Source organism: Sphingobium sp. EP60837 (genome assembly GCF_001658005.1).
Taxonomy (GTDB): domain Bacteria; phylum Pseudomonadota; class Alphaproteobacteria; order Sphingomonadales; family Sphingomonadaceae; genus Sphingobium; species Sphingobium tyrosinilyticum.
This window is the reverse complement of the sequence record NZ_CP015987.1, coordinates 909,106-934,237: the sequence shown is the minus strand read 5'-3', so window position 1 is coordinate 934,237 and position 25,132 is coordinate 909,106. Positions and strand designations below refer to the sequence as shown.

Annotated in this window: 24 protein-coding genes; 13 read left to right on the top strand and 11 right to left on the bottom strand. The window is 62.3% G+C overall.

What is annotated here, in order from left to right:
* Positions 1-125: 125 nt before the first annotated feature.
* Positions 126-2,075 carry a flavin-containing monooxygenase gene (locus EP837_RS17245; RefSeq protein ID WP_225870633.1) on the top strand — a complete coding sequence of 650 codons (1,950 nt, stop codon included), beginning with the start codon at positions 126-128 and terminating at the stop codon, positions 2,073-2,075.
* 68 nt (positions 2,076-2,143) lie between these two features.
* Here the strand turns inward: EP837_RS17245 and EP837_RS21915 are convergent, their stop codons facing one another.
* Positions 2,144-3,388 (bottom strand): TetR/AcrR family transcriptional regulator, encoded by a 1,245-nt coding sequence (locus EP837_RS21915; protein ID WP_066531247.1) that lies wholly within the window; start codon positions 3,386-3,388, stop codon positions 2,144-2,146.
* Between the two features lie 142 nt (positions 3,389-3,530).
* On the opposite strand from EP837_RS21915, the gene EP837_RS17235 reads away from it, so the two are divergent.
* The 3 genes from EP837_RS17235 to EP837_RS17225 all read left to right on the top strand — a co-directional run bounded on the left by EP837_RS17235 (position 3,531) and on the right by EP837_RS17225 (position 8,024).
* Positions 3,531-5,831 (top strand): arylsulfatase, encoded by a 2,301-nt coding sequence (locus EP837_RS17235; RefSeq protein WP_225870632.1) that lies wholly within the window; start codon positions 3,531-3,533, stop codon positions 5,829-5,831.
* Positions 5,832-5,958: 127 nt separating this feature from the next.
* The gene (locus EP837_RS17230) at positions 5,959-7,281 is read left to right on the top strand and encodes a family 1 glycosylhydrolase (RefSeq protein WP_225870631.1); all 1,323 of its coding nucleotides are present in this window, start codon (positions 5,959-5,961) and stop codon (positions 7,279-7,281) included.
* A complete protein-coding gene (locus tag EP837_RS17225) occupies positions 7,281-8,024 on the top strand; it encodes an SDR family NAD(P)-dependent oxidoreductase (protein ID WP_225870630.1) in 744 nt (247 codons plus the stop codon). Before EP837_RS17230 ends, EP837_RS17225 begins: the two co-directional genes overlap by 1 nt.
* Positions 8,025-8,154: 130 nt before the next feature.
* Here EP837_RS17225 and EP837_RS17220 read toward each other — a convergent pair whose 3' ends face one another.
* Both EP837_RS17220 and EP837_RS17215 read right to left on the bottom strand, forming a co-directional pair.
* Entirely contained in the window at positions 8,155-9,111 is a 957-nt protein-coding gene (locus EP837_RS17220; RefSeq protein ID WP_066531776.1) for an SDR family NAD(P)-dependent oxidoreductase, read from the bottom strand.
* A 24-nt stretch (positions 9,112-9,135) separates the two neighbouring features.
* Positions 9,136-10,530 (bottom strand): RNB domain-containing ribonuclease, encoded by a 1,395-nt coding sequence (locus EP837_RS17215; protein WP_066531243.1) that lies wholly within the window; start codon positions 10,528-10,530, stop codon positions 9,136-9,138.
* Between the two features lie 131 nt (positions 10,531-10,661).
* On the opposite strand from EP837_RS17215, the gene EP837_RS17210 reads away from it, so the two are divergent.
* From EP837_RS17210 to EP837_RS17200, 3 genes are all read left to right on the top strand, one after another.
* Positions 10,662-10,988: a hypothetical protein gene (locus tag EP837_RS17210; protein ID WP_066531241.1), complete on the top strand. Its 327-nt coding sequence runs from the start codon at positions 10,662-10,664 to the stop codon at positions 10,986-10,988.
* A 21-nt stretch (positions 10,989-11,009) separates the two neighbouring features.
* Positions 11,010-11,690, top strand: coding sequence for a pentapeptide repeat-containing protein (locus EP837_RS17205; protein ID WP_197486366.1), 681 nt, complete (start codon positions 11,010-11,012; stop codon positions 11,688-11,690).
* 183 nt (positions 11,691-11,873) lie between these two features.
* Complete coding sequence (locus tag EP837_RS17200; protein ID WP_197486365.1) at positions 11,874-12,818, top strand: DMT family transporter; 945 nt, start codon at positions 11,874-11,876, stop codon at positions 12,816-12,818.
* A gap of 8 nt (positions 12,819-12,826) precedes the next feature.
* On the opposite strand, the gene pobA is transcribed toward EP837_RS17200, so the two are convergent.
* Entirely contained in the window at positions 12,827-13,996 is a 1,170-nt protein-coding gene (gene pobA, locus EP837_RS17195; RefSeq protein ID WP_066531237.1) for a 4-hydroxybenzoate 3-monooxygenase, read from the bottom strand.
* Between the two features lie 152 nt (positions 13,997-14,148).
* On the opposite strand from pobA, the gene EP837_RS17190 reads away from it, so the two are divergent.
* From EP837_RS17190 to EP837_RS17180, 3 genes are read left to right on the top strand one after another with little or no spacing between them, the layout of a single operon-like run.
* Positions 14,149-15,027, top strand: a complete 879-nt coding sequence (locus tag EP837_RS17190) for a helix-turn-helix domain-containing protein (RefSeq protein ID WP_066531774.1) — start codon at positions 14,149-14,151, stop codon at positions 15,025-15,027.
* Positions 15,024-15,227 (top strand): hypothetical protein, encoded by a 204-nt coding sequence (locus tag EP837_RS17185; RefSeq protein WP_066531235.1) that lies wholly within the window; start codon positions 15,024-15,026, stop codon positions 15,225-15,227. Before EP837_RS17190 ends, EP837_RS17185 begins: the two co-directional genes overlap by 4 nt.
* Entirely contained in the window at positions 15,217-15,444 is a 228-nt protein-coding gene (locus EP837_RS17180) for a hypothetical protein (RefSeq protein ID WP_066531232.1), read from the top strand. Before EP837_RS17185 ends, EP837_RS17180 begins: the two co-directional genes overlap by 11 nt.
* Positions 15,445-15,523: 79 nt before the next feature.
* Here EP837_RS17180 and EP837_RS17175 read toward each other — a convergent pair whose 3' ends face one another.
* The 7 genes from EP837_RS17175 to EP837_RS17145 form a co-directional block, all read right to left on the bottom strand.
* Entirely contained in the window at positions 15,524-16,462 is a 939-nt protein-coding gene (locus EP837_RS17175; RefSeq protein WP_066531228.1) for a Gfo/Idh/MocA family oxidoreductase, read from the bottom strand.
* Positions 16,463-16,606: 144 nt separating this feature from the next.
* Positions 16,607-17,452: a class III extradiol dioxygenase subunit beta gene (locus EP837_RS17170; protein WP_066531227.1), complete on the bottom strand. Its 846-nt coding sequence runs from the start codon at positions 17,450-17,452 to the stop codon at positions 16,607-16,609.
* Positions 17,452-17,853 carry a protocatechuate 4,5-dioxygenase subunit alpha gene (ligA, locus tag EP837_RS17165; protein WP_066531225.1) on the bottom strand — a complete coding sequence of 134 codons (402 nt, stop codon included), beginning with the start codon at positions 17,851-17,853 and terminating at the stop codon, positions 17,452-17,454. Before ligA ends, EP837_RS17170 begins: the two co-directional genes overlap by 1 nt.
* Complete coding sequence (locus EP837_RS17160) at positions 17,850-18,881, bottom strand: aromatic ring-hydroxylating dioxygenase subunit alpha (RefSeq protein WP_066531224.1); 1,032 nt, start codon at positions 18,879-18,881, stop codon at positions 17,850-17,852. The genes ligA and EP837_RS17160 overlap by 4 nt, the downstream gene beginning before the upstream one ends.
* A gap of 100 nt (positions 18,882-18,981) precedes the next feature.
* Positions 18,982-20,007 carry an amidohydrolase family protein gene (locus EP837_RS17155; RefSeq protein ID WP_066531223.1) on the bottom strand — a complete coding sequence of 342 codons (1,026 nt, stop codon included), beginning with the start codon at positions 20,005-20,007 and terminating at the stop codon, positions 18,982-18,984.
* Positions 20,008-20,274: 267 nt separating this feature from the next.
* Positions 20,275-21,186, bottom strand: coding sequence for an NAD(P)-dependent oxidoreductase (locus EP837_RS17150; RefSeq protein ID WP_066531771.1), 912 nt, complete (start codon positions 21,184-21,186; stop codon positions 20,275-20,277).
* A gap of 64 nt (positions 21,187-21,250) precedes the next feature.
* Complete coding sequence (locus EP837_RS17145; RefSeq protein ID WP_066531222.1) at positions 21,251-22,402, bottom strand: LysR substrate-binding domain-containing protein; 1,152 nt, start codon at positions 22,400-22,402, stop codon at positions 21,251-21,253.
* Between the two features lie 105 nt (positions 22,403-22,507).
* Between EP837_RS17145 and ligK the strand changes: the two genes are divergently transcribed.
* From ligK to EP837_RS17130, 3 genes are read left to right on the top strand one after another with little or no spacing between them, the layout of a single operon-like run.
* Entirely contained in the window at positions 22,508-23,182 is a 675-nt protein-coding gene (gene ligK / locus EP837_RS17140) for a 4-carboxy-4-hydroxy-2-oxoadipate aldolase/oxaloacetate decarboxylase (RefSeq protein WP_066531220.1), read from the top strand.
* Positions 23,175-24,239, top strand: a complete 1,065-nt coding sequence (locus EP837_RS17135) for a 4-oxalomesaconate tautomerase (protein WP_066531218.1) — start codon at positions 23,175-23,177, stop codon at positions 24,237-24,239. Before ligK ends, EP837_RS17135 begins: the two co-directional genes overlap by 8 nt.
* Positions 24,236-25,126: an amidohydrolase family protein gene (locus EP837_RS17130; RefSeq protein WP_066531217.1), complete on the top strand. Its 891-nt coding sequence runs from the start codon at positions 24,236-24,238 to the stop codon at positions 25,124-25,126. Before EP837_RS17135 ends, EP837_RS17130 begins: the two co-directional genes overlap by 4 nt.
* The last annotated feature ends 6 nt before the right edge of the window (positions 25,127-25,132 follow it).

Sequence of the window (25,132 nt, the reverse complement as noted above, 5' to 3'; positions counted from 1 at the left end):
CTGACGCGTCCCTGAGGCGGGCTCCGCAAAATATGCCGGGATATGGAGAGTGAAGCGCAGGCCGCCGCCTGACGCGCAGCGACAAAAAAATAGCGGCGATACACGCCCGATATTTAGGAGAGAATATGAGCACGATGCAGCACCATAGCGCCGAACGCGGATCAACCGCCCCGGTCCGCCAACTGCCGATGCAGGACAGCCCGGAACTTAAGGCCGCTCTGGAGCAAGCGAACCTCCAAACCTTGCTGATGGTCTATGTTCATCTGACGCATGACGAATCCATGCTGGAGACGTTCAAGGTCCACATCCATCCACCCTACACCAATCCGGACTATCAGATTCCGCAGGACTGCATCGACGACCTGCGCGAAAAGCTGCTTTACGTGCTCACCACGCCCGGCGCGGCGCGGAATGAGGACCCGCCGCTCGCCCTCATGCAGAAAATGATGACCGTCAGCGTCGGCGAGCCGGTCGAAAATGAATTCATCCCCATGGTGCTGGAGCAGAGCGGCTTCCAGCGTACAGCTGCTCGCAAGGAAAAGGCGGAAAGAACACCGCCGCCTCCCGGCTTCAAGGTGCTGGTGATCGGCGCTGGGCTGACCGGCCTTCTCGCCAGCATCGAACTGGAACGGGCCGGATATGATCATGTGGTGATCGAAAAGAATGAGGAGGTCGGGGGTACTTGGTGGAAGAACCGCTATCCCGGCGTCGGCGTCGATACGCCTAGCCACTTCTATTCCTATTCCTTTGAAATCAGTCCGGAATGGAACCACTATCATCCGCACGGCGCCGACATGCGCGAGTATTTCCGCAGCGTGGCCGACAAATATGACCTGCGCCGCCATATCCGTTTCGAAACACGCGTGCTTAGCCTGGTGTTCGATGAAGCGACCGCGCTCTGGAACGTCACAGTTGAAAATGTGAAGACTGGCGAGCGCGACGTGATCCGGGCCAATGCCATATTCAACGCCTTCGGGCCCGCCGACCGTTGGAGCCTGCCGAACATTCCGGGCATCGACAGCTTCCGTGGGGTCTTGACGCATTCGGCGGGCTATGACGAGGGGATCGATCTTAAAGGCAAGAAAGTCGCGGTCATCGGCACCGGCGCCAGCTCGGCTCAGATCGTGGCGACCATCGTCGGCGAGGTCGAGGAGATGGTCGTCTTCATGCGCACCAAGCACTGGATGATCAACAATCCCGAAGTCACCAAGGAAGTGCCGGAAGCGGTCAAATGGGCGCTGCGGCATATCCCGCATTACAAGGAATGGTTCCGCTTCCGCGTATTCTGGTTCGCAGCCGACGGCCTCTATCCCAATGTCGTCAAGGACCCGAACTATCCGGAGGACGGCATCGCCGTATCCGCTCTGAATGAAGGGATGCGTCAATATGCGCTGTCGCACATGCGACACAAGCTCGCGTCTCGGCCCGATCTGATCGAAAAGCTGACGCCCGATTTCCCGATCTTTTCAAAACGGATCGTGATGGATGCCGGATGGTACGACGCGCTAGTGCAATCGCATGTCACGCTGGATGACACGCCCATCGCGGACATCCTGCCGGACGGCATCCGCATGAAGAATGGCACGGAATATAAATTCGACGTCATCATCTGCGCCACTGGGTTCAACCATGGCAAGCTGGTCAAGGATCTTGTGATCAAGGGGCGCGGCGACCATGACTTGGCAGTCGATTGGGCGGACGAGGAAGAGCGCGCCTATATGGGCACGACCATCCCCGGCTATCCCAATTATTTCATGTCAGTTGGTCCCAATGCGGGGCCGAACCATGCGGGCGGCCTCAACATCGTCAGCGAAGCCCAGGTCCACTATATGATCGAGTGTCTCGATCATATGATCGCCAATGGCGCCCGCACCATCGAGCCGACGCAGGACGCTTTTGCACGCCACAACCGCCGGATCGATGATCGCATGAAGCACATGATCTGGACGCACCCGAAAGCGAAAAGCTACTATCAGAACAGCAAGGGCCGCCCCGTCGGACCCTGGCCCTTCCGGCTTGTCGATATGTGGAACGAGATGCGAGGACCCGTACAAAGCGACTATCGCCTCGATTGACGGAGTGGGGGAAGCGCCACGGATAGGCACTTCCCCTCCTGCATTTACTCGCGTCAAGACATAGGCCTTCAATCTACGGCGATGGGCCGCGCCATGATCCGTGCCGTTTCGCGCGAAAGTTGCGCGATACCGGCACTGTCGAGCGATGCCGGGCTCGTTAGGAACCTCACCCCAAAGGTTGCGAGAGTGTGAAACGCCCTCACACAGCCTTCGCACGGCCGAATATTTCGATGCCGCGCAAAAATATCTGAAAGAGGTTCGCGCAGACGATCAATCTGACTGTCATAATAAGCAACGGCCAAAGCGGGAACGCGCTTTACCTCTCTGATCAAGAGGCGGTACATCGCGATGGAGGGCGAAGAAAGATGTTCGGCGAGAACATCCGCCGCCAACACTTCCAATTCGCTGGTGAAATCGCTTGCGCGGGGCGTACGCCATGTCACTGCCGCCCGGCGGTCAATCTCCCGGCCCAAAACATAATGGAAAAGGCCATCCTTATTTCCGAACTGGCGATAAATGGTGGCCCGGCTGACACCTGTTTCGGCCACGAGCAAGTCAAGGCTCATGCCGTCAAAGCCATGATCAAGAAAGCCCGCCAGCGCCTTCACGCATAATCCGTCGAACCGGCTCTCGGGAAGCCGCGTGACAGCGTAGGGCCGCACGGGGCTAAGGGGTCCATGCGAGTGAGCTGAAAGATCTGGCCGCGCCCCATCGCACGAACAGCCATCGAAGAAGAGTCGAACCGAAAAGCGCGCCGACGCCTGCCGCTCCTCCTCCCCCTGCCACGGAACGCCTAGAAAGTGCCGAACACCCTCTGTCGCCACGCCCGCCATGCGTGTTGCAAAATTGAGCGGGTCGATGCCTCGCAGAGAAGCATACTCCCCCTCTCCCAGAGAGACGAGGTAAGCCGCAAGCTCGGACGCACCCCGCCGCCGCCCGTCATGCAGTTCCGCTGCAAGCGCCGGGTGCTGCCGAAAGATCAGTATATTCAATCTCAACAAGCCTGAGGCGGTCGGATCGGCGGCCTTATCGACGGTCTCAATAAGATACCGCTCGATCGCCTCGCGGGCTGGCAGATCGCGGCGTGGTGCGGTGATACGAAATTCGGCGAGCCGCGCACGGGTCACTTCGGCGAATAGATGTTCCTTGCTTTCGAAAAACTCGTAAATGGCCTGTTTCCCGACCTTGGCCTTGGCCGCTACGAGATCCATCGTGCAGCCTTCATAGCCGTGGCGTAGGAACTGACCGGCTGCATGGCGCATGATCTTCTGCCGCTTCTCGGCTGGGTCAAACCGCTTTTTAGAAACCTTCATCCAGTCAGCATCCGCCTTTCACGCATCCCCAGAGTTCGTCCATCCGTCCCCTGTGGTCAACCCCGCCGACAAAGCTATTGCGAACATATTATAATACCGTATAGTCTCGTATCATATGCGACGTCAGGTGGAGAGGAATTCTATGCGCAATGTTGCGAAGCTTGCAGCGATGCTGCCTTTGGTGGCGCTGATCAGCGGCTTTACCGCTGGCGCACAGACCACTCTGGCTGCTGCGCCATCCAGCACCCCTGCCGCTACATCTCCTTATGAACGCCATGCTCCCGCCGGGGCGCCCAATATCGTCCTCATTCTGCTTGACGACGTAGGTTTCGGCGCAACCTCTTCGTTTGGCGGCCCTGCCCAAACGCCGGTGTTCGACGCCCTCGCGCGCAGCGGACTGCGCTATAATCGCTTCCACACGACTGCGATCTGTTCGCCCACGCGCGCATCGCTGCTGACCGGCCGCAACCCGCATGTGACCGGGATCGGTGCGGTCATGAATTCCTCCGACGCCCGGCCCGGTTACAGCGGCTTTCAGGGCAAGGAAACCGCGACTATCGCGCAGATATTGCGGGAAAATGGCTATGCCACCGGCGCGTTCGGCAAGTGGCATCAAACGCCGGATTGGGAGCTTTCGCCCGTCGGACCGTTCGACCGCTGGCCGACCGGGGAAGGCTTCGACACCTTCTACGGCTTTCAGGGCGGAGAAACCGATCAGTTCGAACCCACGCTTTACCAGGGCACCACTCCTGTGATGCGGCCCGCGGGCGATCATTATCATCTGACCGAAGATCTGGCAGATCATGCGATCACATGGATGCGCAACATGCGTGCGTCCTCCACTAGCCGACCCTTTTTCCTTTATTTCGCGACCGGCGGCATCCATGCTCCGATCCAGGTGCCCAAGGAATGGGCTGATCGCTATCGCGGAAAATTCGATCAAGGCTGGGACAAGCTGCGGGAAGAGATTTTCGCCCGCCAGCGGCGGCTGGGTGTGATCCCGGCGGGTACGAAGCTCACCCCCCGTCCATCAGAGATGCCAGCCTGGGATAGCCTGAGCCCGGAACAGAAGCGCTTCTCCGCACGGCTGATGGAAAATTATGCCGCATTCCTGGCGCATACCGATGCGCAGGTCGGCAAGCTGGTGGACGAACTCAAGAAGAGCGGCGAGTATGACAACACGCTGTTCATCTACATCGCCGGGGACAACGGTGCGAGTGCAGAAGGCGGCATTGAAGGCAGCCTTAGTTATATGGGCGCATTGACCGGCGTTTCTCCCGCGCCCGGTGCAAAGGAGTTCGCCCGCGAGGAAGAGATCGGAAGCGCTGCAACCTACTCTCATATCAATGCCGCCTGGGCGTGGGCCAGCAACACACCGTTCCAGTGGACGAAGACTGTCGCGTCCCATCTCGGCGGAACGCGAAACGCAATGGTCATCAGCTGGCCCGATCACATCCAGGACAAGGGCGGGTTGCGCAGCCAGTTCGGCCACGTCAACGACATTGCGCCCACCATTTTGGACGTGGTGGGCATCGCTGCCCCCGACACGGTCGATGGCGTGAAACAACAGCCGATGAACGGCGTCAGCCTTGCCTATACGTTCAACGACAAGAAGGCCGCCGAGCGACACCGGACGCAATATTTCGAAGTGTTCGGTAATCGGGCCATTTATCAGGATGGCTGGATGGCTTCCGCCTTCCACGGCCGCCTTCCCTGGCGGGCATATAGTCCTGATCGTCCCATGAGCGCGGACAAGTGGGAGCTTTACGATCTGCGCAGCGATTTTTCCCAGTCCACCGATGTTGCGGCCAAACACCCCGCGAAGGTGGAGGAGATGAAGGCCCTATTCATGACCGAAGCGGCCGCCAATCGCGTCCTGCCTCTCAAAGGTCAGGTCATGAGCAAGGCCGGACTGCCCGACCCTTCGGAAGGCCGCAAGGAGGTCGATTATCACGCGGGAGCCATAGGCATTCCGGAGGCAGCAATTCCCCGCCTCTATAGCCGCTCCTGGACGATCCGCGCACAGATCGACGCGGCGGATCAGGCGCGCGGTGTCGTCGCCGCGCTTGGTGGGACCGATGCGGGCATGTCGCTCTACCTTAATGAGCAGGGGCGCCCCAGCTTTACCTATCGGCTGTTCGATACGAAAACCGTCCATCTGACGGCGCCCACAGCCGCAAAGCCCGGCCCGCACATTCTGCAAGTCGATTTTGACTATGTCGGCGGCGGCATCGGCAAGGGCGGCACTTTACGCCTCTCCGTCGATGGGCAGCCGGTCGGCAGCGACAACGTTCCCAGCACCCCGATCCACTTCAGCATCCACGAAACCTTCGGCGTCGGTATCGACAGCGGAGCGCCGGTGGGACGCTATCCGGCGCGCGCAGCTCTGGGCTACCCAATCGAAAATGCGGCGATCGACAAGGTGACCATCCGCCTTCGCTGACCATGAAAAGCTGAGTGCAGGATGCTGTGACGTCGTGAGAGCATCCTGAACAGTCAAACTCGGCCTTGGCGCGCGATATTGGAGACATGGGGATACGCAGCAGCTTCGCCGCGTTCAGGGGAGAACCTTGGCCGGGAGAAAGCCCATCACCACCTTCATGTTCGCCACAGGTGTCGAAAACAGCGTGCCGACTATCGACAACGGCCGCACGCGCGTCGATGAGATGGAAAGCTGCGGTCATTATGATCGCTGGCGTGAAGACTTCGCCCTCGTGCAGGATATGGGCATAGGCTATCTGCGTTACGGCCCGCCCATTCACCGCACCTGGCTCGGGCCCGGCAAATATGACTGGGACTTTGCCGACCAGAGCTTTTCCGAGCTGGAGCGGCTGAACATCGTCCCCATCGTCGATCTTTGCCATTTCGGCGTGCCGGATTGGATCGGCAATTTCCAGAACCCTGACTTTCCCCTGCAATTCTGCACCTACGCCCGCGCTTTTGCCGAACGCTTTCCCTGGGTTCAGCTCTATACGCCGGTCAATGAGATGTATATCTGCGCCACCTTTTCCGCGCGCTATGGCTGGTGGAACGAGCAGCTCAGCAATGACGGCGCCTTCGTCACCGCGCTCAAGCATATCGTGCGCGCCAATGTGATGGCGATGCGGCAAATATTGGAAGTGCGCCCCGACGCGATCTTCATCCAAAGTGAATCGTCGGAATATTTCCACGCGGAAGCTCCATCGGCGATCCGCCCCGCCGAAATCATGAACTCGCAGCGCTTTTTGTCGCTCGATCTCAATTATGGCCGTCGCCTTGATTCAGAGATGTATGAATATCTCATGGATAACGGCATGACGCGGGAGGAATATCACTTCTTCCTCGACAACCGCCTGAAGCAGCATTGCATCATGGGCAATGACTATTATGTCACCAACGAACATCGGGTGGCCGTGGACGGGACCACGCGCGCCTCGGGCGAGATATTCGGCTATAGCGAGATAACCCGTCAATATCATCAGCGCTATCGTTTGCCGGTGATGCACACTGAAACCAATCTGTCGCAAGGGCCGCTCGGCACGGAAGCTGTCGATTGGCTGTGGAAACAATGGGCCAATGTGCTGCGCGTTCGCAACGACGGTGTACCGGTCGTCGGCTTCACCTGGTATTCGCTCACCGACCAGGTCGATTGGGACAGCGCGCTCCGGGAAAAGCGCGGCAACGTCAATCCGCTCGGCCTTTACGACCTCGATCGCAAAATCCGCCCGGTAGGCGAAGCCTATATGCGCCTGATCCAGCAATGGCGCGACGTGCTGCCGACGCAAAGCCTATGCCTGACGGTCCCTGTCGTCCTCCCGAGCGATGCGGGCCGCAGCTTCGCCGTCGAGCAGCGTGCACGCGCGAAACAGATGATCAAGACGCCCGCCACCACCCCAGCCGTGCAGGAGGATTGATGATGGAGCCCCGGTTTGAAGGCAGGGTCGCGATCGTCACGGGCGCGGCCGGAGGGATCGGGGCAGCCATCGCGGCCCGGCTCCATGCAGAAGGCGCAGCGATCGTCATCGCGGACCTGAAGGTCGAAGCTGCGCAAGCAGCCGCGACCAAGCTCGGCCCGAAGTCCATCGGCGTCAGCTGCGACGTAGGCGCGGAGGATCAGGTGGAAAGCTGCGTCCGCACAGCTCTGGCCTGCTTCGGCAGGATCGATATCATCGTCAACAATGCGGGGCTCATGCCGTTCAAGACGCTCGCGGAGTGGTCAGGCGACGATTGGCTGAAAGTGCTGCGGGTCGATTTGCTCGGCGCGGCCTTTTTCACGAAGCAGGCATTTCTTCATTTTGGCGACAAGGGCGGCGCGATCGTCAACATAGCCAGCGTCCATGCCATAGAGACCAGCGCCAACGCCGCACCCTATGCAGCGGCGAAGGCCGCCATGCTCTCCCTCACCCGCAGCACGGCTATCGAGGGACGCGGCGTCAAGATCCGCTCCAATGCCGTGCTTCCCGGAGCGATCGATACGCAAATGCTCTGGAACAATCCCAATGTCCAATCAGGCGCGGAGGTGATCGATAAGAAAGATGTCGGTACGCCCGAAGACATTGCCGCTGCGGCGGCTTTCCTTGCGAGCGACGAGTCAAGTTCATCGCGGGCGCGTCGCTGGCAGTGGACGGCGGGCGGCTGGCCAAGCTCTGACCAGTAACTGGAAAAACGATCAGAGTGACGAAGATGATCGGTTAGCCCGAAATTGCGCGCATGGGTAAAAAGGTTGCGCTGGGCCGGGCAAGTCTCTTTTGGGTCGCAAACCTCTCTTGCGCCGGTCCAGCACCGCCTTAACGGATCAGCGGTTCGGCGACATCCCACAGGAGGCGGGCCGCATCGCCATCCAGCGAAGCGGCGGTCACGCCCCAGCCGGGCGGCAAGGCGGATGACCAGAGCGACGCGATAGCGCAATCCTCGATATAAAGCCCGCCCCTGCCCTCAAGCTCCGGCGCGACTGCCGTCCACACGGGTGAGGCAGCACCTTCCTCCAACGTCTTCATCCGCCCCTGCGGCAAAGTGCCATCTTCATTCACCCAGCCCAGGCGCACGGCGTCCTCGAATGTGACATGGCGGCCAAGATTGGTCGCGACGCCGCCGGGCGTGACCGCGTTCATGGTCACGCCGCTGCCAGCATGGCGGCGGCTATATTCCACGGCAAGCAGGTTCGCGCAAAGCTTGGCATGCCCATAGGCTTCAAACTTCTCATAGTCGCGCCGTTCGTAACTAAGGTCGTCCAGGCGCAGCTCGGAGAATTGATGCGAGCCCGAAGAGACGATCACCACCCGCCCCTTGCGCCGGGCAAGGTTGGGCAGCAACAGCTCGGACAGCAGAAATGGCGCAAAATAATTGACCGCCATCTGGCTCTCGAACCCATCTTCGGTGCGGGTGAGCGGCGGCCCCATCAAACCGGCATTGTTGATGAGCAGGTCCAGCGGGCGATCGCCCCATCCTGCTGCGAAGGCGCGAACCGACGCCATCGAAAGCAGATCGACAGCGGCCACCTGAGGACGCACGGCGGCGCCTGCCGCGGCAATTTCGGCGGCGACGCGCTCTCCCGCCTCGACGTTGCGGACGGCCAGCATAACCTCCGCTCCAGCCCCCGCGAGCGCCGATGCGATCGCCGTGCCCACGCCCGAAGACGCCCCGGTGACGATCGCCGTACGGCCGGACAGATCGACGTCGCGCAGCACGTCCTGCGCGGTGGGAAAGTCGTCACTTGCAGCCTGGTTATTCTGATTTTGCGCCATGATCTCTCCTGTCATCCTTCCCTATCACCGGCCGTTGGACGTCAGCGAGAAGAGAAGCGATCGACGAGCCGTATCGACATTTTCCAGGCGCAGCGCAACGCTGCTCCCCGGATTCAACCCCGGCACGGCCAGGCGAGACGTAACCGGCCAATCGCAAAGCTGCACCTTGGCGCCGCGCTCATCCACATCCGTTACAACGGCGCCGAACCTTTCCCCTTCCTTCCCGCTCAGCAACAGTGTCTCGGCAAGGTCCACCACTGCCCGTTCGATCTTCCCTGCCAATGTATCCGCCCGCGCCATAAATGTCGGCAGCTTCTCAAACGCCTCGCTGACGGCGGGGGAGACTGCGCGGCCATTGGCCACTTCCAGCACGGCGCGCAGAACATAGCGGTCCGCTAAACGCCGCAGCGGCGCGGTCGCATGGGCGTAAGTGGCGGCCATAGCGGCATGCCAGGGCGTCACTCCTGCCCGATAGGGGGCATATGACGCCCCCGGCCCCGCGCGCCGGATCGCCATCATCAGCGCGGCATGCTGCGCATTGCCAGGCGTCAAGCTCCGCTCGAAATCCTTGAGCGTCATGGATGCCGGCCAATCGACCTTCAACGCCTGCGCGCTCAGCCTCAGCCGCTCCACCGCCCTTTCATCCGGTTCGGCCATAACGCGGAACAGGCCCGTCGCATGCGATTGCAGCGCATCCGCCACCGCCAGATTGGCCGCCAGCGACAGGCTGGCATTGTCCGCTTCCGATTCCAGACGCGGCCGGAACGCCAATTCAAAGCCGCTTCCCGCCAAGGCCGAAACCTCCTGCTCCGGCGGATCGACCCGCGCTGATCCCCGCTGCGCTTCGGCATGTCGGATACGCCGCGCAAGTTCACCAAACTCCTTCGGAAGGTCCGCCGCCCCCACACTGTCATAGGCGAGCTTGGCCCTGCTGCGGATCAATGCGCGCTCCACGCTGTCCAATCGAACCGCGCCATCCCCGTCAACCCGAACGACAAGCAAGATGGCGGGCCGTGGACCTTGCGGGAGCAGGCTGGCCGCCCGCTCGCTCAACACCGGCGGATAAAGGCTCGCCTTGCCATCGGGTAGGTAGAGCGTCTCCCCCCGCCGCCACGCCTCCACATCTATCGCGCCGCCATCATCGACGAACCAGCCCACATCGGCGATGGCGTAATGCAGCAGCAGATCGCCGCCGCTCGGTTCGATCCACAGTGCCTGGTCGAGATCGGTGGACGAAGCGGGATCGAGCGTGACGAAGGGCAGGTCTGTGCGATCGACATGCTCGGTCGGAACACGCCGGGCCGCTTCTTCTGCGGCCTGCACCGTATCGGGCGGAAATGCCGCAGGGACCTGAAATTCGGATCTGATGAGCGCAAGGCCCGCGCCCAGCGCATTGCCGCTATCAACAACTGTCTTCATCCCCGCCAGTTAGATCAGGCGGCCCGGCGATTGTCCATAATTGGCGATGCTCCCGCCGCTCGTCGCAAATCGATTGACGTTGCAGAAACGGAAAGCAAATAGGCGAATAAGGGATGAGGGGGGCGGAACCGATGAAGTTCAGTATATCCATTTGCATCGCGGCGGCGTGCGCGGCGCTCGCGCCATCGGCGGCGCTGGCTGACGATCCGAATGATCCGACGATGCGGAGCGCAGCGGCGCGCGCGCGCGACCGTGCGATCATCAAGCGTATGAACCAGCAGCAGCTGGCCTATGTCCGCGAACGCGACGCCCGGATGATGCAAAATTATCGGCAGGCGCAAAGCGGCAATCAGGGCGACTATGCAGACGCGCGCGCCGACTATTCGCGCCAGATGGCTGCATGGCGTCGCGCCGTCGCCGCCTGCAACGCGGGCCGCTGGGAATATTGCGATAACTGACTGCGTTCGCGGAGCATGTCGATGAGCCCTGAACACGGGCCTCCGATATGTGACCGAACGCTCGACCGTGAAACCCTCCAACAGCTTGAGGGACCACAGTCGCTCATCCAGTGCGACCTGTCGGACGCAGATCTTTCGCGCCTCGATCTATCCGATTGGTCTTTCGAACGCTGCAATCTGCGGAAAACGGATTTCAGCGGGGCGAAGCTAGAACGCACGCGCTGGCGATCCTGCCGCGCGGCGTTCGCGAACTTGACAGGATGCGACCTCAGCGAAGCGGCCGTCGCCGCCAGCGACTTCAACAATGCGTCCTTCAAGCGGACAGTGCTGGAGGGCGCAAAGTTCGGACAATGCAAGCTCACCGGGGCAGACCTTACCGATGTGCGGGGGGTCGATTTCCATTTCGAAGAGACCCTGCTCATCGACGCCAAGCTGCCCGGCCTCTCCTTCCGGCGAGCAACGCTGACCCGCATGGACTTCTCGCAAGCGGACCTGCGCAAATGTGATTTCCGCCAGGCGAGCTTCCAGCAGTCCAGCCTGCGTGAGGCGAATATGCAGGGTTGCCGCTTCGAAGGCGCAGACTTGCGCGGCGCGGATCTTGGCGGCCTGCGTCTGGTTGACGCCGGACTCTTCCGCGGCGCTACAATTTCGCGGGAGCAGGCGGCGCAAATATTGGGTGAGCTGGGCCTTAATATCCGCTGAAAACCGCGGCCGGCCGCAATCCTTCGCCGTGCAGGTGAGAAGGTGCAAACTGCATGTGCCCTGCTCGGCTAACCAAGCCCCTTATTCCACGAGTGCGGTTGAGCCAACGAAGCCCTTCCGCGCCGCGTCATTATCGTGCAGGTGCGGGGCGCTTCTTACGACGCCCAAGGAAAAGCGATGGATATGAAAAGCGGAACAGGCACGCTCGGCACGAAGCCCGCCGCCGCACTTCCTCCGGTGGAACATCGCGGACGCGGCATAGCCTTGCGCATCGGCGGCGTCACATGCTTCGCCACGATGATGGCGGCGCTCAAATATGCGACGCTTCATGGCGTTGGCCCCGCTGAAATCCTTTTCTACCGCAACCTCTTCTCGCTTCCGACGATCATTTTGTGGGTGATGGTCGGCGGCGGCATCGCCGCTGTCCGGACGAAGCGGCCCGGCGCGCATGCAACCCGCAGCGCGCTCGGGCTCAGCGTCATGTTCTGCACCTTCCTCGCCCTGTCGATGCTGCCGCTGGCGGAGGCCACCGTCATCAGTTTCTCCTCGCCGCTTTTCGCCACAATTCTCTCGTCGCTGGTCCTCAAGGAAAAGGTGCTGTGGCACCGCTGGGGCGCGATCGCCGTGGGGCTGCTTGGCGTGCTGGTCGTGGTGCGTCCCGGCGGCTCCGGGCTTCCGGCGCTGGGCGTAGCGGTTGCACTGATCGCCGCCTTGGGCGCAGGGCTGGTGACAATGACGTTGCGTCAGATCGGGCAGACCGAAAGTCCTACGGCGACCGTTTTCTGGTTCAACATTGCATCGGTGATCGCGACGGCAGTGCCAATGCCGTTCCTGTTCCAGGCTCATTCGCCCGCCATATGGGTGGCGCTGGCGCTCGGCGGCCTGATGGGCGGCATTGCTCAGATCATGATAACCGCCGCTGTCCGCTTCGCTCCGATTTCGGCGCTTGCACCCTTTGATTATCTGCAGATCGTCTGGGCGATGCTGTGGGGCTTCCTGTTGTTTGACGCGTTTCCGACATGGAACGGCGTTGTGGGCGCGATGCTGATCGGATCAGGTGGCTGCTATGTCATCTGGCGCGAACGGAGGACACGAACCATCGTCGTGCCTTCGTCCAACGAACTGTGACGACAGACCTATAGAGGCAGGCCCACATAATTTTCCGCGATCGTCGTCTGCGCGGCCACCGACGATGCAATATAGTCGAGATCAGCCAACTGCATCCGCCGGTCGAACGCATCATTGTCCGGAAAGCGATGCATCAACCGCGTCAGCTGCCAGGAAAAGCGTTCCGCCTTCCAAATCCGCGCGAGCGCCCGCGTCGAATAGCCCGCAATTGCATCGGCGTCGCACCGCCCGAACCAGCCGATCAGCGCATCGGACAGGTAGAACACATCTGAAGCCGCGAGGTTAAGCCCCTTTGCCCCGGTAGGGGGCACGATATGCGCGCTGTCCCCCGCCAGCATCAGTCGCCCATGGCGCATCGGTTCGAATACGAAGGACCGCAGCGGCGCGATCGACTTTTCCAGCGCGGGTCCGCGCACGATCCGCGCGCCGGCCTCAGGCCCAAACCGCACCGCCAGTTCATCCCACAGCCGGTCGTCCGGCCAATCCTCGACCCGTTCCTCCAGCGGCACCTGGATATAATAACGGCTGCGCTTTTCCGACCGCATCGACGCCAGCGCAAATCCGCGCTCATGATTGGCGTAGATCAGCTCATGGTCACAGGGCGGCACATCGGCCAATATCCCCAGCCAGCCAAAAGGATAGATCTTCTCATAGGCCGTCGCGACACGTGCCGGGATCGCTTGCCGCGAAGGCCCATGAAAGCCGTCGCATCCACAGATAAACTCCGCCTCGATGCGATGCTCGCGCCCATCCTTGCTGTAGGTGAGGTAAGGCGCATCGCTCTCCACATCATGCAGCGCCACATCGCCCGCCTCGTAGATGATCTCTAATCCTCGGCCGGGCGCGGCGTCCATCAGGTCGCGGGTCAATTCGGTCTGGCCATATACCATCACCTGCCGCCCGGTCAGCGCGGCAATGTCGATGCGGATCAGCCTTTCGCCATCGGCCAGATGGAACCCGGCATGCGGCAACGCCTCGCGATGCATCCGCTCGCCGAGCCCCAGCCTGTCCATCAGGTCCGTCGTGGTCCGCTCCAGCACGCCCGCGCGGATGCGGCCCAGCACATAATCGGCGGATGCGCGCTCGACGACCACCGCTTCCAGCCCCTCGGCGCGCAGCAAATGGCCAAGCAGCAGCCCGGCGGGGCCTGCGCCGACGATGGCGACTTGCGTTCTCATGCAATTCCTCTCCGGCTTTCAAAGCGATTTCCAAGCGATCGCCATCGATCGGGGATAAGAAATCGCGGCAATATGAGTGCCGCTCATCATGCGCCTCGCCGCCCTTGCCGGACATGGTCAAACTGGCCTATGGTTTGGACGATTCAACAGCCATGACCGCGCCTGTCCCCACCTTCTATCTCTATGGAGAGCCCCAGCGCGGCGTTGCCGAGGGCTTTGTCCATGTCGAAAGCCTGGACGATCGCTCCCGCCCGAGCGAGTGGACAATCCAACCGCATGTCCATCGCGACCTCAACCATATCATCCTGGTTGCGGAAGGCGGCGGATCCATGCGCGCCGATGGCGACAGCGTCGCCTTCGATGCGCCTTGCCTGCTGCTCATCCCGGCCGGGATCATCCACGGCTTTAGCTGGTACATGGACTCCCGCGGCTGGGTGACGACCATCGCCGACAGCTATCTCCACCACATGCTGGAACGCGATCCCGACCTCCAGCCACTCTTCCGCGCGTCCCGCGCCATTGCCCTGTCCCAATCGGATAAGGTCGAAGGGCGCATCGGTCAGCTCGCACAGGAACTCGCCTGGTCCGCTCCCGGCCAACGCGCCGCTGTCGAAGCGCATCTCCTCTGGCTGATGGTGCAGGCTCTGCGTCACGCCGCCCTCTCCGACGACAGCGCCACCACTGGCGGCCGCCAGGCCCGCCTCGTCGCCCGGCTGCGGGAACGGATCGAACAACGCTTCCGCCACCGGGAACCCGTCGCCATCCACGCCCGCGCCCTGGGCGTCAGCGAAACCGCGCTCCGCCATGCCTGCGCCCGCGTGGCGGGCCTCTCCCCCGCCGCGATGCTGGACGAGCGCGCGCTGCTCGAAGCGCGGCGTCTGCTCCTCTATTCCAACCTTTCCGTGGCGGAGGTCGCCTATGCCATAGGCTTTGAGGACCCCGCCTATTTCTCCCGCTTCTTCACCCGCCACAGCGGCCAATCTCCCCGCGACTGGCGCGCCGCCAAGGGCCGGGCTATCAGCGCGTCATGAGCGAGGACATCCGCCACATTCTCGACCGCCTGCGCACGCCGCCCGGCAATGTCGTGGCCCGCGCGCGGCGCATGGTCGAAGCCTATGTGCCGGAGGATCGCCGTGGCCCCGGATGGGACCGCCACTGGCGCGAACTGGAAGCCTATCTTGAATTGCCCGGCCGCTGGATCGGCGGAGAGAAAGCCGAAGATGACAGCTGACAAGATTACCGACCTACTCGTCGCCCGCCTGGTCCGCGACTATGGCCGCAGCAAGCATCATTGGCGCAAGGTGATCGGCCGCGTCCGCCTCTACAGTCGCGACACGCACCCGCATTGCAACTGGTCGATCACACCGACGGGTTCGGCGCAGGAGATTTCGATCATAGAGACGCTAATGGACGACCTGCGGATGCGGCACCCGTTGCTCAGCAGCTAACCTCCGTTCGCCCTGAGCTTGTCGAAGGGCGCACGCGGACTTCGACAAGCTCAGCCCGAACGGAGCTAGTCTATCACCTTTACCACAACTGCCGCTCCAGCTCCCCCAGCACACGATAGCAATCAAACACCTTCGCTACGCTGCTGTTAGGTTCCCGGCCCTCCCGGATGGCGCTGACAAATTCCCGGTCCTGCAGCTCGATCCCGTTCATCGACACATCCACCTTGGACACGTCGATCGGCTCTTCCTTGCCGTTCACCAGATCGTCATAGCGCGCGATATAGGTGCCGGTGTCGCCGATATAGCGGAAGAAAGTCCCCAGCGGCCCGTCATTGTTGAAGCTCAGCGACAGGGTGCAGATCGCCCCCGTCTCGCTCTTCAACTGGATCGACATGTCCATCGCGATGCCCAGTTCCGGATGGATCGGTCCCTGCATCGCATGCGCGTCCACGATCTTCCCCGCCTGATAGGCGAACAGGTCCACCGTATGCGCCGCATGGTGCCACAGCAGATGGTCGGTCCACGACCGCGGCTCGCCCTTCGCGTTGATGTTCTGCCGGCGGAAGAAATAGGTCTGGACGTCCATCTGCTGGACATTGAACTCGCCTGCCTGGACGCGATTGTGCACCCATTGATGGCTCGGGTTGAAGCGCCGCGTATGCCCAACCATGCAGGTCAGCCCGGTCTCCTCCTGCTTGGCGAGCACCGCCTGCGCGTCGGCCCAGCTGTCGGCGAGCGGTATCTCCACCTGGACATGCTTGCCCGCTTCCATGCACGCGATCGCCTGCGCCGCATGCATCTGCGTCGGCGTGCAGAGGATCACCGCGTCCACATCGTCCCGCGCCAGCGTATCGGCCAGGTCGGTCGTCGCATGGCCGATCCCATATTTGGCCGCCACCGCCTGCGTCGGTTCCAGATTGCGCCCGACCAGCGATGTGACGGTCACGCCGTCAATATTCTTCAGGCCATCAAGATGCTTTTCACCAAAAGCACCCGCACCGGCGAGGGCAATACGCATGAGAAAAACTCCGTTCATTATCCCCCCTGCCGCAGGCGGGAGGGGGTTAGGGGGTGGGTGCGACTGCATTGGCAATCGCCTGCAACGCTTGAGAGGGTCAGGCGAAAGCCGCCCCCGACCCCTCCCGCGAGCGGGAGGGGAAATTCAGTCCAGCGGCTCCAGCACCAAATGCCCCACAGCCGTATTACTCGCGGGCACATGATAATGGCGATGCAGCACCTTGACGTTTCGCCCCAGCGCTCCGCGCATCACCAGCCACATCACCATCTCGATCCCTTCAGAGCCCGTCTCCCGCAGATATTCGATATGCGGAATAGCCCGCAGAGTCCCGTCATCCTGGGCGCTCATCATGTCCAGGAAGCGATTGTCCCATTCCGCATTGATCAGCCCCGCGCGCGGTCCCTGCAACTGATGGCTCATGCCGCCCGTGCCCCATATCTGCACGTTCAGATCCTCGGGGAAACTCTCCACCGCCCGCGCGATCGCCTCGCCCAGCATCCAGCAGCGATTACCCGTCGGCGGCGGATAGGTGACGACATTCACCGCCAGCGGAATGACCTTCACCGGCCAGCTGTCCGGCTGCCCGAACATCAGGCTCAAAGGCACGGTCAGCCCATGATCGACATCCATCTCGTTGATGATGGTCATGTCGAACTCGTCCAGGATCAGGCTCTGCGCAATGTGCCAGGCAAGGTCCGCATGCCCTTCAACGTCGGGCACCGGCCGCGGCCCCCAACCCTCGTCGCAGATCCCATAATGGTCCGCGCAGCCGATCGCGAAGGTCGGAATGATCTTCATGTCGAACGCGGACGCATGGTCATTATAGACCAGCACGACCACATCGGGCTTTTCCTGCGCGATCCACTGGCGCGACCAGTCATAGCCCGCGAACAGCGGCGCCCAATAGGGCTCGTCCACCTTCCCATTGTCCATCGCCGCGCCGATCGCGGGCACATGGCTGGTCGCAACGCCAGCTGTAATGCGGGCCATCAACGCTTCTCCCTGATCGATCGGACGCCTTGAGGAGAGCGCCCCCCGGCGATCATCATCGCCTGATAATCTTCGGGGCTCATCCCCGTCATCGTGCCCACCGCCTGCAGGAAGCTGAGGCCATCGGTCGAAAACACCTTCGCCAGGAAATAGATGTTCCCGCCCAGATCCAGACAGCGATTATAGTCGCGGTCCAAAATGGCCAGCTTCTGCTCCTCGCTCATCGGCCATTGGTCGATATAGCCGCGCTCATCCGCCTTCCATCGCTCGCGATTTTCCGCCTTCATCAGGCTCATGGCGAACTGGTTCATCCAATATCCCTGTCGCGCCCGCTTGGCGGTATAGACGCGCGTGCCGGGAATATCGTCGAACTCGGCGAGATAGTCGTGAATGTCGCTCATGCGGCCATCGCCTCCTTTGCCTTGCGAAGCCGGTCGATCACGCGCCGGGCGCGCACCCCGCCTTCGTCGATATTATATCCGCGCAGCTTGATGTCTGGATTGGCCGCAATAGAGCGCTGCTGCGCCTCCAGCACCTCCAGGTCCTGCGCGAACACGCCGCCCTGCTGCGTCTTGAACCGCACCGTAAAGCCTGGATCATCGGTCAGGAAATTGTGCGCCATCCCCCAGAAATAATGCATGCTCGTCTCGCTTTCAGGGGTGATCGCATCGATCACGAAGCCTCGCGTCCCGGCATCATGATCCGCCAGCGTCAGCCCCATCTCGACCGGAGCCACCCCCACATCGATCATCACGTTGGAAGGCGCGACGAACTGGCACACTTGCCAGCGATCGACCTTGCAATCCCGACCCAGCGCCAGTCGCCAGAATGGCGGCGGCTCGACGCCCGGCATCCACCGGCTGACGAACACGCCGTCGCCTTCCACCCGCGTTTCGATGGGCGCTTCCATCAATTCGATCTGGCCGATGGAGCCCGAATGCACATAGGTTTCGTGGGTCAGGTCCATGAGGTTGTCGATCATCAGCCGGTAATCGCAGGCGACCGGATCATAGCCGCCGTCAAACACCCATCCCGGCGCGCTGCACGGCCAGAAATCCGGGATCAGGTTCGGATCAGCCTTCGCTTTATCCCCGACCCACAGCCAGATGAAGCGATGCCGCTCCACCACCGCGAAAGTTTCCGCGCATATGCCCTTGTTCACCGGATCGGTGCGCAACGGCATTTCTTCCGCACAGCCGTCAGCCCCCAGCTTCAGCCCATGATAGCGGCAGCGGATGCTGTCCCCCTCCTTGATCCCCATCGACAGGGGCAACATGCGATGCGGACAGGCATCGCGCATCGCGACCGGCGTCCCGTCCAGCTTGCGATAGAGCATCACCGGCTTGCCGCAGATGGTCCGCGCCATCGGCTCGCGGCCGACTTCTCCGTCCCACGCCGCGACATACCAGGCGTCCGTTATCCAACTCATTGCACACGGCTCCGTGAAATCCATCTCCCGCCCCTGCCTTCCAACTCAGGGGCGGGAGATGAACCTACCCCCCAAGGGGATAGTTGGTTCGTTCGGAAACTCACAGGCCGCGCGCCTTCAACTGCGCGTCCAGCCGGGGGAAGACGCGCCGCGCATTGCCTTCGAAAATCGCGTGCCGCTCGGCCTCGCCGATATCCAGCGCATCGACATAGCGTTTGGTATCGTCGAAATAATGGCCGGTCGTCGGATCGATCCCGCGCACCGCACCCACCATTTCCGACCCGAACAGGATATTCTTGTTGTCGATCACGTCGGCCAGCAGGTCGATGCCCGGCTGATGATAGACGCATGTGTCGAAGAAGATGTTGTTCATCAGATGCGTGTCGAGGCTCGGCTTCTTCAGCATGTCGGCCAGGCCGCGATAGCGCCCCCAATGATAGGGCACTGCGCCCCCGCCATGCGGAATGATGAAGCGCAGCTTCGGGAAATCCTTGAACAGATCGCCTTCCAGCAACTGCATGAAGGCGATCGTGTCCGCCGCGATATAATAGCCGCCGGTCGCGTGCATTGCCGGGTTGCAGCTGCCTGACACATGGATCATCGCCGGAACGTCCAGCTCGACCATCTTCTCGTAAAAGGGATACCAATAGCGGTCCGTCAGTGGCGGATGCTGAAAATGCCCGCCGCCCGGATCGGGATTGAGGTTGCAGCCGATAAAGCCCAATTCGGTGACACAGCGTTCCAGTTCGGCGATGCTGTTCGCCATGTCGGCCTTGGGCGACTGCGGCAGCATGCACACGCCAACAAATTTCTCGGGAAACATCGCCACCACCCGCGCGATCAGGTCGTTGCACCGCATCGCCCATTCCTTCGCCACAGCCGCATCCCCCACATGCGGAGCCATGGCCGAAGCGCGCGGGGAAAAGATCGTCAGGTCCGCCCCCCGCTCCTTGATCAGGCGCAGCTGGTTCGATTCAATCGTATCGCGGATCTCATCGTCACTGATGTCAGGATAAGGCGGTGGCGTGAGGCCCGCCTTGAACGCCGCCTTCTGCTCCTCCCGCCAGGCGTCATGCCCCTTGGGAAGCACCGTATAATGGCCATGGCAGTCAATAATCAGGCTCATCGTCTCAACTCTTCCCATCCCTCTCGCGTCACCCGCCGCAAATTTTCCTTCCAGCGGGTGCCGGGACCCATGCCGCAGCTACACCAACACCAGCCCGCAACACTCCGTCATGCCCGCGACCCGCAAGGGCAGCGAAACCAACGCTGGCATTTCAGGCGGTCGGCGCACCACATCATCCGTCCGTCCATTCATCACCCCCTCTGCCCCGTTCGGGCTGAGCCTGCCGAAGCCCCTTTCCTCACGAACGGAGACAGGAACAACAAATGATCAGGCCGAAACCTCCTCACCCGAACAGATCCCAGCCCCCGCCGGGACGACGTCCTTCGAAATCACGCCAAGCTTCGCCTCCAGCCCCTCCGGCGCCACCTTCACCCCTAACGCCCCAATCGCCCGCTGCCGCTCCACCGTCCCGCGCGTCATCGCAGCGCCGGTGCGCAACCCCTCCAGCGTCTTGACCACCTCTTCCATCTCAGCCGCGCGCCGCAGTCCATGCACCAGCATCCGGTCGAGATTATAATCGGCCCGCTCCGCCCAGGGCCGCGCCTTCTCGCTCGCATCCAGCGACGCCAGCACCTCGTCACGCACGCCCGCAGCCTCCGCCGCCAGCACACATTCGGCAGTCAGCGCCTCTATCCCCTTCACCATCACCGACCGGATCATCTTGATCGACGAAGCACGTCCCACGGCCTCGCCCACCACACGCATATTGGCAAAGCCCAGCGCGCCAAGCCGCGCAGCCGCCTCTTCCGCCCGCGCGCCGCTCAACAACAGCGGGACCGACAGACGCGCCGGATGGACCGGGGCCATGACCGCAACATCCACGTAATGGCCCCCCACCGCCACGATTGCGCGCGCAGCCGCCTCCTTGGTCTGCGGCGCGACACTGTTCATGTCGCAATAGATCGCGCCCGGGGTCAGACATTCGGCCGCCGCCTCGGCCACGTCCAACGCCTGATCGGCTGTGACCAGCGAAATGACCAGACCCACGCCCGAAAGCGCATCCTCCATGAAGCGCGCGCCCAGCACATGCGCCTGGGCATAGGCGGCCAGCATCGCGTCTCGATCAGCGGCGCTCTCGGTCTTGCAGTCGAACACATGCGCCCGTGCGCCCCATGCGCCCGCCATCGCAAAGGTCGAACCCGCCTCGCCAAACCCGATCAGACCGACTTCCTGCTCCATGGGCACAGCCATGACCGAAGGCTGCGGCCCCGGCCAATCGAATCCATGGCTCCGCTATAAGAAATTACGAATTGATATCCGCGACCTCGGTCTCCACCGCTGCCATGAAACGCTGCTGCAACCGGGTCGGCCGCCAATCGGCGCGCGTGGTGAGGCCGATCGTCCGGCTGATAGCTCCCGGCGCCGGACCAATATCCGTCACCAGCCCGGCATTCAGCTCCAGCGCCAACTGATCGATCGACAGCATCGTCAAATAGTCCCCGCTCACCAGCAGTTCCCGGATTGTCATCACCGACCCGCATTCGATCGGCACTGCAGGCAAATCGCCGCCGAGCGCCTCGAACATATGCCGCCACAGTCGCCGCAGCGGCGCACCCTCGGGCGGCAAAATCCATGGATATCGGCGCAGTGCGTCCGCGTCCCACCCCTTCGCCAGCGGGTGCCCCGCCCGCGCCAATATGGTCGGCCTGTCCTCGAACAACGGCCTTTGATCCAGATCCTGTCCGATCGACGGGTCGCGCAGTGCGCCGATCATCATGTCCACCTCGCCATCGCGCAGCGGCCCGACGAGTTCCGCGTGCGACCCTTCATGCACGCTGATATGCACCTGTGGAAAATCCTTGCGAAAGGCGCTGATCGCCCGGGGCAGCAGCCGCGCGCGCGACAACGGCATCGCGCCCACGACAATCCGTCCGCTCTCCTGGCCTTTCAGTTCCGCCAGTTCATCCAACCCCGACCGCAGCTCCGCCAGCGCCAGCCGTAGCCGCCGCGCCAGCACTGCGCCCTGCCGCGTCAGCACCAGCCCGCGTCCCCTCCGGTCCGCCAGCCTGTATCCCATCGCCAGCCCCAGATCGCCAACCGCCCGGTGTAGCGACGGCTCCGTCACCCTCGCCTCGGCCGCCGCTGCCGCATAGCTTCCTGCCTGCGCCAGCGCGACGAACGCCCGTATCTGCGCCGCCGTCACCCGACTGCTCCCGATCAGCCGCAGCGCCGCCTCGACCCGCGGCGCGAAACGGATCGCTGCTTCGGTCGGGGCCATGCCGCCCGGCTGCCGCTCGAACAAGGTCAGGCCAAGTTGCGCCTCCAGTTTCGCAATGCCTTGCGTCACAGCCGGCTGCGTCAAATTCACCGCGCGCGCCGCCAGGCTGACGCTCCCTTGCTCCACCACAGCGGCCATGGCAGCCAGGTGCCGGATATTGAACTGGTCAGGATTCATGGACAAGACTTAGCAAAATCTAATAGGAAGGGCACAGTTCAAATTTGAGCAACTCCATTCTTTTCGCCACTTCCTTCCTGGTTTCGCAGGAGAGGGAAGAAAATCATGTCCGGCATAGTCGTCCAAAACATCGACAGAGCGGACCTTTCCGTCATCGACGGCCTTGCCCATTGCGGTGTCGCTACCGTCCACGAAGCCCAGGGCCGAAGCGGACTTCTCGCCCCCTATATGCGTCCCATCTACCCCGGCGCCCGCATTGCAGGCAGCGCCGTCACGATCTCCGCCCCTCCCGGCGACAACTGGATGGTCCATGTCGCGATCGAACAGCTTCGCGAAGGCGACATCCTCCTCCTCGCCCCGACCAGCCCCTGCACCGACGGCTATTTCGGCGACCTCCTCGCCACTTCCGCCCAAGCCCGCGGCTGCCGCGGCCTCGTCGTCGATGCTGGCGTCCGCGACATTCGCGATCTCACCGCCATGAACTTCCCTGTCTGGTCGAAAGCTATCCACGCCCAGGGCACGATCAAGGCGACGCTTGGTAGCGTCAACGTGCCCGTCGTCTGCGCCAACGCCCTCGTCAATCCCGGCGACGTCATCATCGCCGACGATGACGGCGTCTGCATCGTCCCCCGCGCCAACGCCGCCGCCATCCTCGAAAAAGCCCAAGCCCGCGAAGCCGCCGAAGAAGCCAAGCGCGCCCGCCTCGCTGCCGGGGAACTTGGCCTCGACATCTACAATATGCGCCCGCGCCTTGAAAAAATGGGCCTGAAATATGTCTGAGCACCAAAGCTCAGCCCGCGTCATGTGGATGCGTGGCGGCACGTCGAAGGGCGGCTATTTCCTCGCCGAAGACCTGCCCTCAGACACTGCCGCCCGCGACGCCTTCCTCCTGCGCGTCATGGGCTCCCCCGACCCGCGCCAGATAGACGGTATGGGCGGCGCCGATCCCCTGACCAGCAAGGTGGCGGTCGTCAGCAAGTCCTCCCGCGACGGTGTCGATGTGGACTATCTCTTCCTCCAAGTCTTCGTCGATCAGGCGATCGTCACCGACGCACAAAATTGCGGCAACATTCTCGCGGGCGTCGGTCCCTTCGCCATAGAGCGTGGCCTAGTCGCCGCCCGAGAAGGCGAAACCCGCGTCGCAATCTACATGGAAAATAGCGGCCAGATCGCCATCGCCACGATCCAGACTCCGGGTGGCAGGGTTCGCTATGATGGCGATGCCCGGATCGACGGCGTCCCCGGTGCCGCAGCCGCCATCCCGCTGGAGTTCCGCGACACGGCCGGCTCCTCCTGCGGCGCGCTGCTCCCTACCGGCAATGCCACCGATGAAGTCGAAGGCGTGCCTGTCACCCTGATCGACAATGGCATGCCTTGCGTTGTCATGAAGGCCGCGGATGTCGGCATTACCGGCTATGAAGACCGCGACACGCTCGACAATGACGCAATCCTTAAAGCCCGCATCGAAAAGATACGCCTGGCTGTCGGCGAGCGGATGAACCTGGGCGATGTCCGGGAAAAGTCCGTGCCCAAGATGATGCTCGTCGCCCCGCCCCGCAATGGCGGAGCAATAACGGTGCGCAGCTTCATTCCCCACCGGGCCCATGCCTCCATAGGGGTTCTTGGTGCCGTCAGCGTCGCCACCGCCTGCCTCATCGAAGGCTCCCCCGCCGCAGAAGTAGCCGTCATTCCCGAAGGCAGCCGCAAGACGCTCTCGGTCGAACATCCCACTGGCGAAACCACTTGCGTCATGGAACTGGACGATCAGGGCAACGTCGCCAGCGCCGCCATGCTGCGCACGGCCCGCAAATTGATGGATGGGGAAGTCTTCGCATGACGGATCGTATCGTCTCTTGGCATTGCAACCCGTCCGTCCCCCGCTTCACGCCACCGCCCGGCGCGGTCGATGCGCATTGCCATGTTTTTGGCCCGATGGCGCAGTTTCCTTTTAGTCCGAAGGCCAAATATCTGCCTGAAGACGCAGGACCTAACATGCTCTTTGCCCTGCGAGATCGCCTGGGCTTTTCCCGTAACGTAATTGTTCAAGCGAGCTGCCACGGCACCGATAATGCCGCCACCCTGAACGCCATCGCAAAGTCGAACGGCAGGGCGCGCGGCGTCGCGGTGGTCGATCCCGCTATCAGTGACGCAGAGCTTGAAAAGCTGCATGAAGGCGGCATTCGGGGCGTACGCTTCAACTTCCTCAAGCGCCTTGTCGATAACGCCCCAAAGGACAAGTTCCTGGAGGTTGCGCATCGCGTCCAACCGTTCGGCTGGCACGTGGTCGTCTATTTCGAAGCGGCCATATTGGAAGAGATGCGCCCCTTCCTAAATGCCATTCCAACCCTGATCGTGATCGACCATATGGGCCGCCCTGACGTGTCTCAAGGGCCGGACGGTGCCGACATGCGCGCCTTCCGATCGCTGCTCGACAGCCGCGAAGATATCTGGACGAAAGTCACCTGCCCCGACCGGCTCGATCCCCACGGGCCGCCCTGGGACGATTTCGCCTGCGCCGTTGCGCCCCTGGTCGCGGACTATCAGGATCGCGTGCTTTGGGGGACCGACTGGCCGCATCCCAACATGGAAAAGGCGATCCCGGACGACGGCGCATTGGTGGACATCATTCCGCGCATAGCGCCGACCGCCGACCTGCAGCGCAAGCTGCTGATCGACAATCCAATGCGGCTCTACTGGCCAGAGGAAACAAAGAGCAGCAGCTGAACGCCA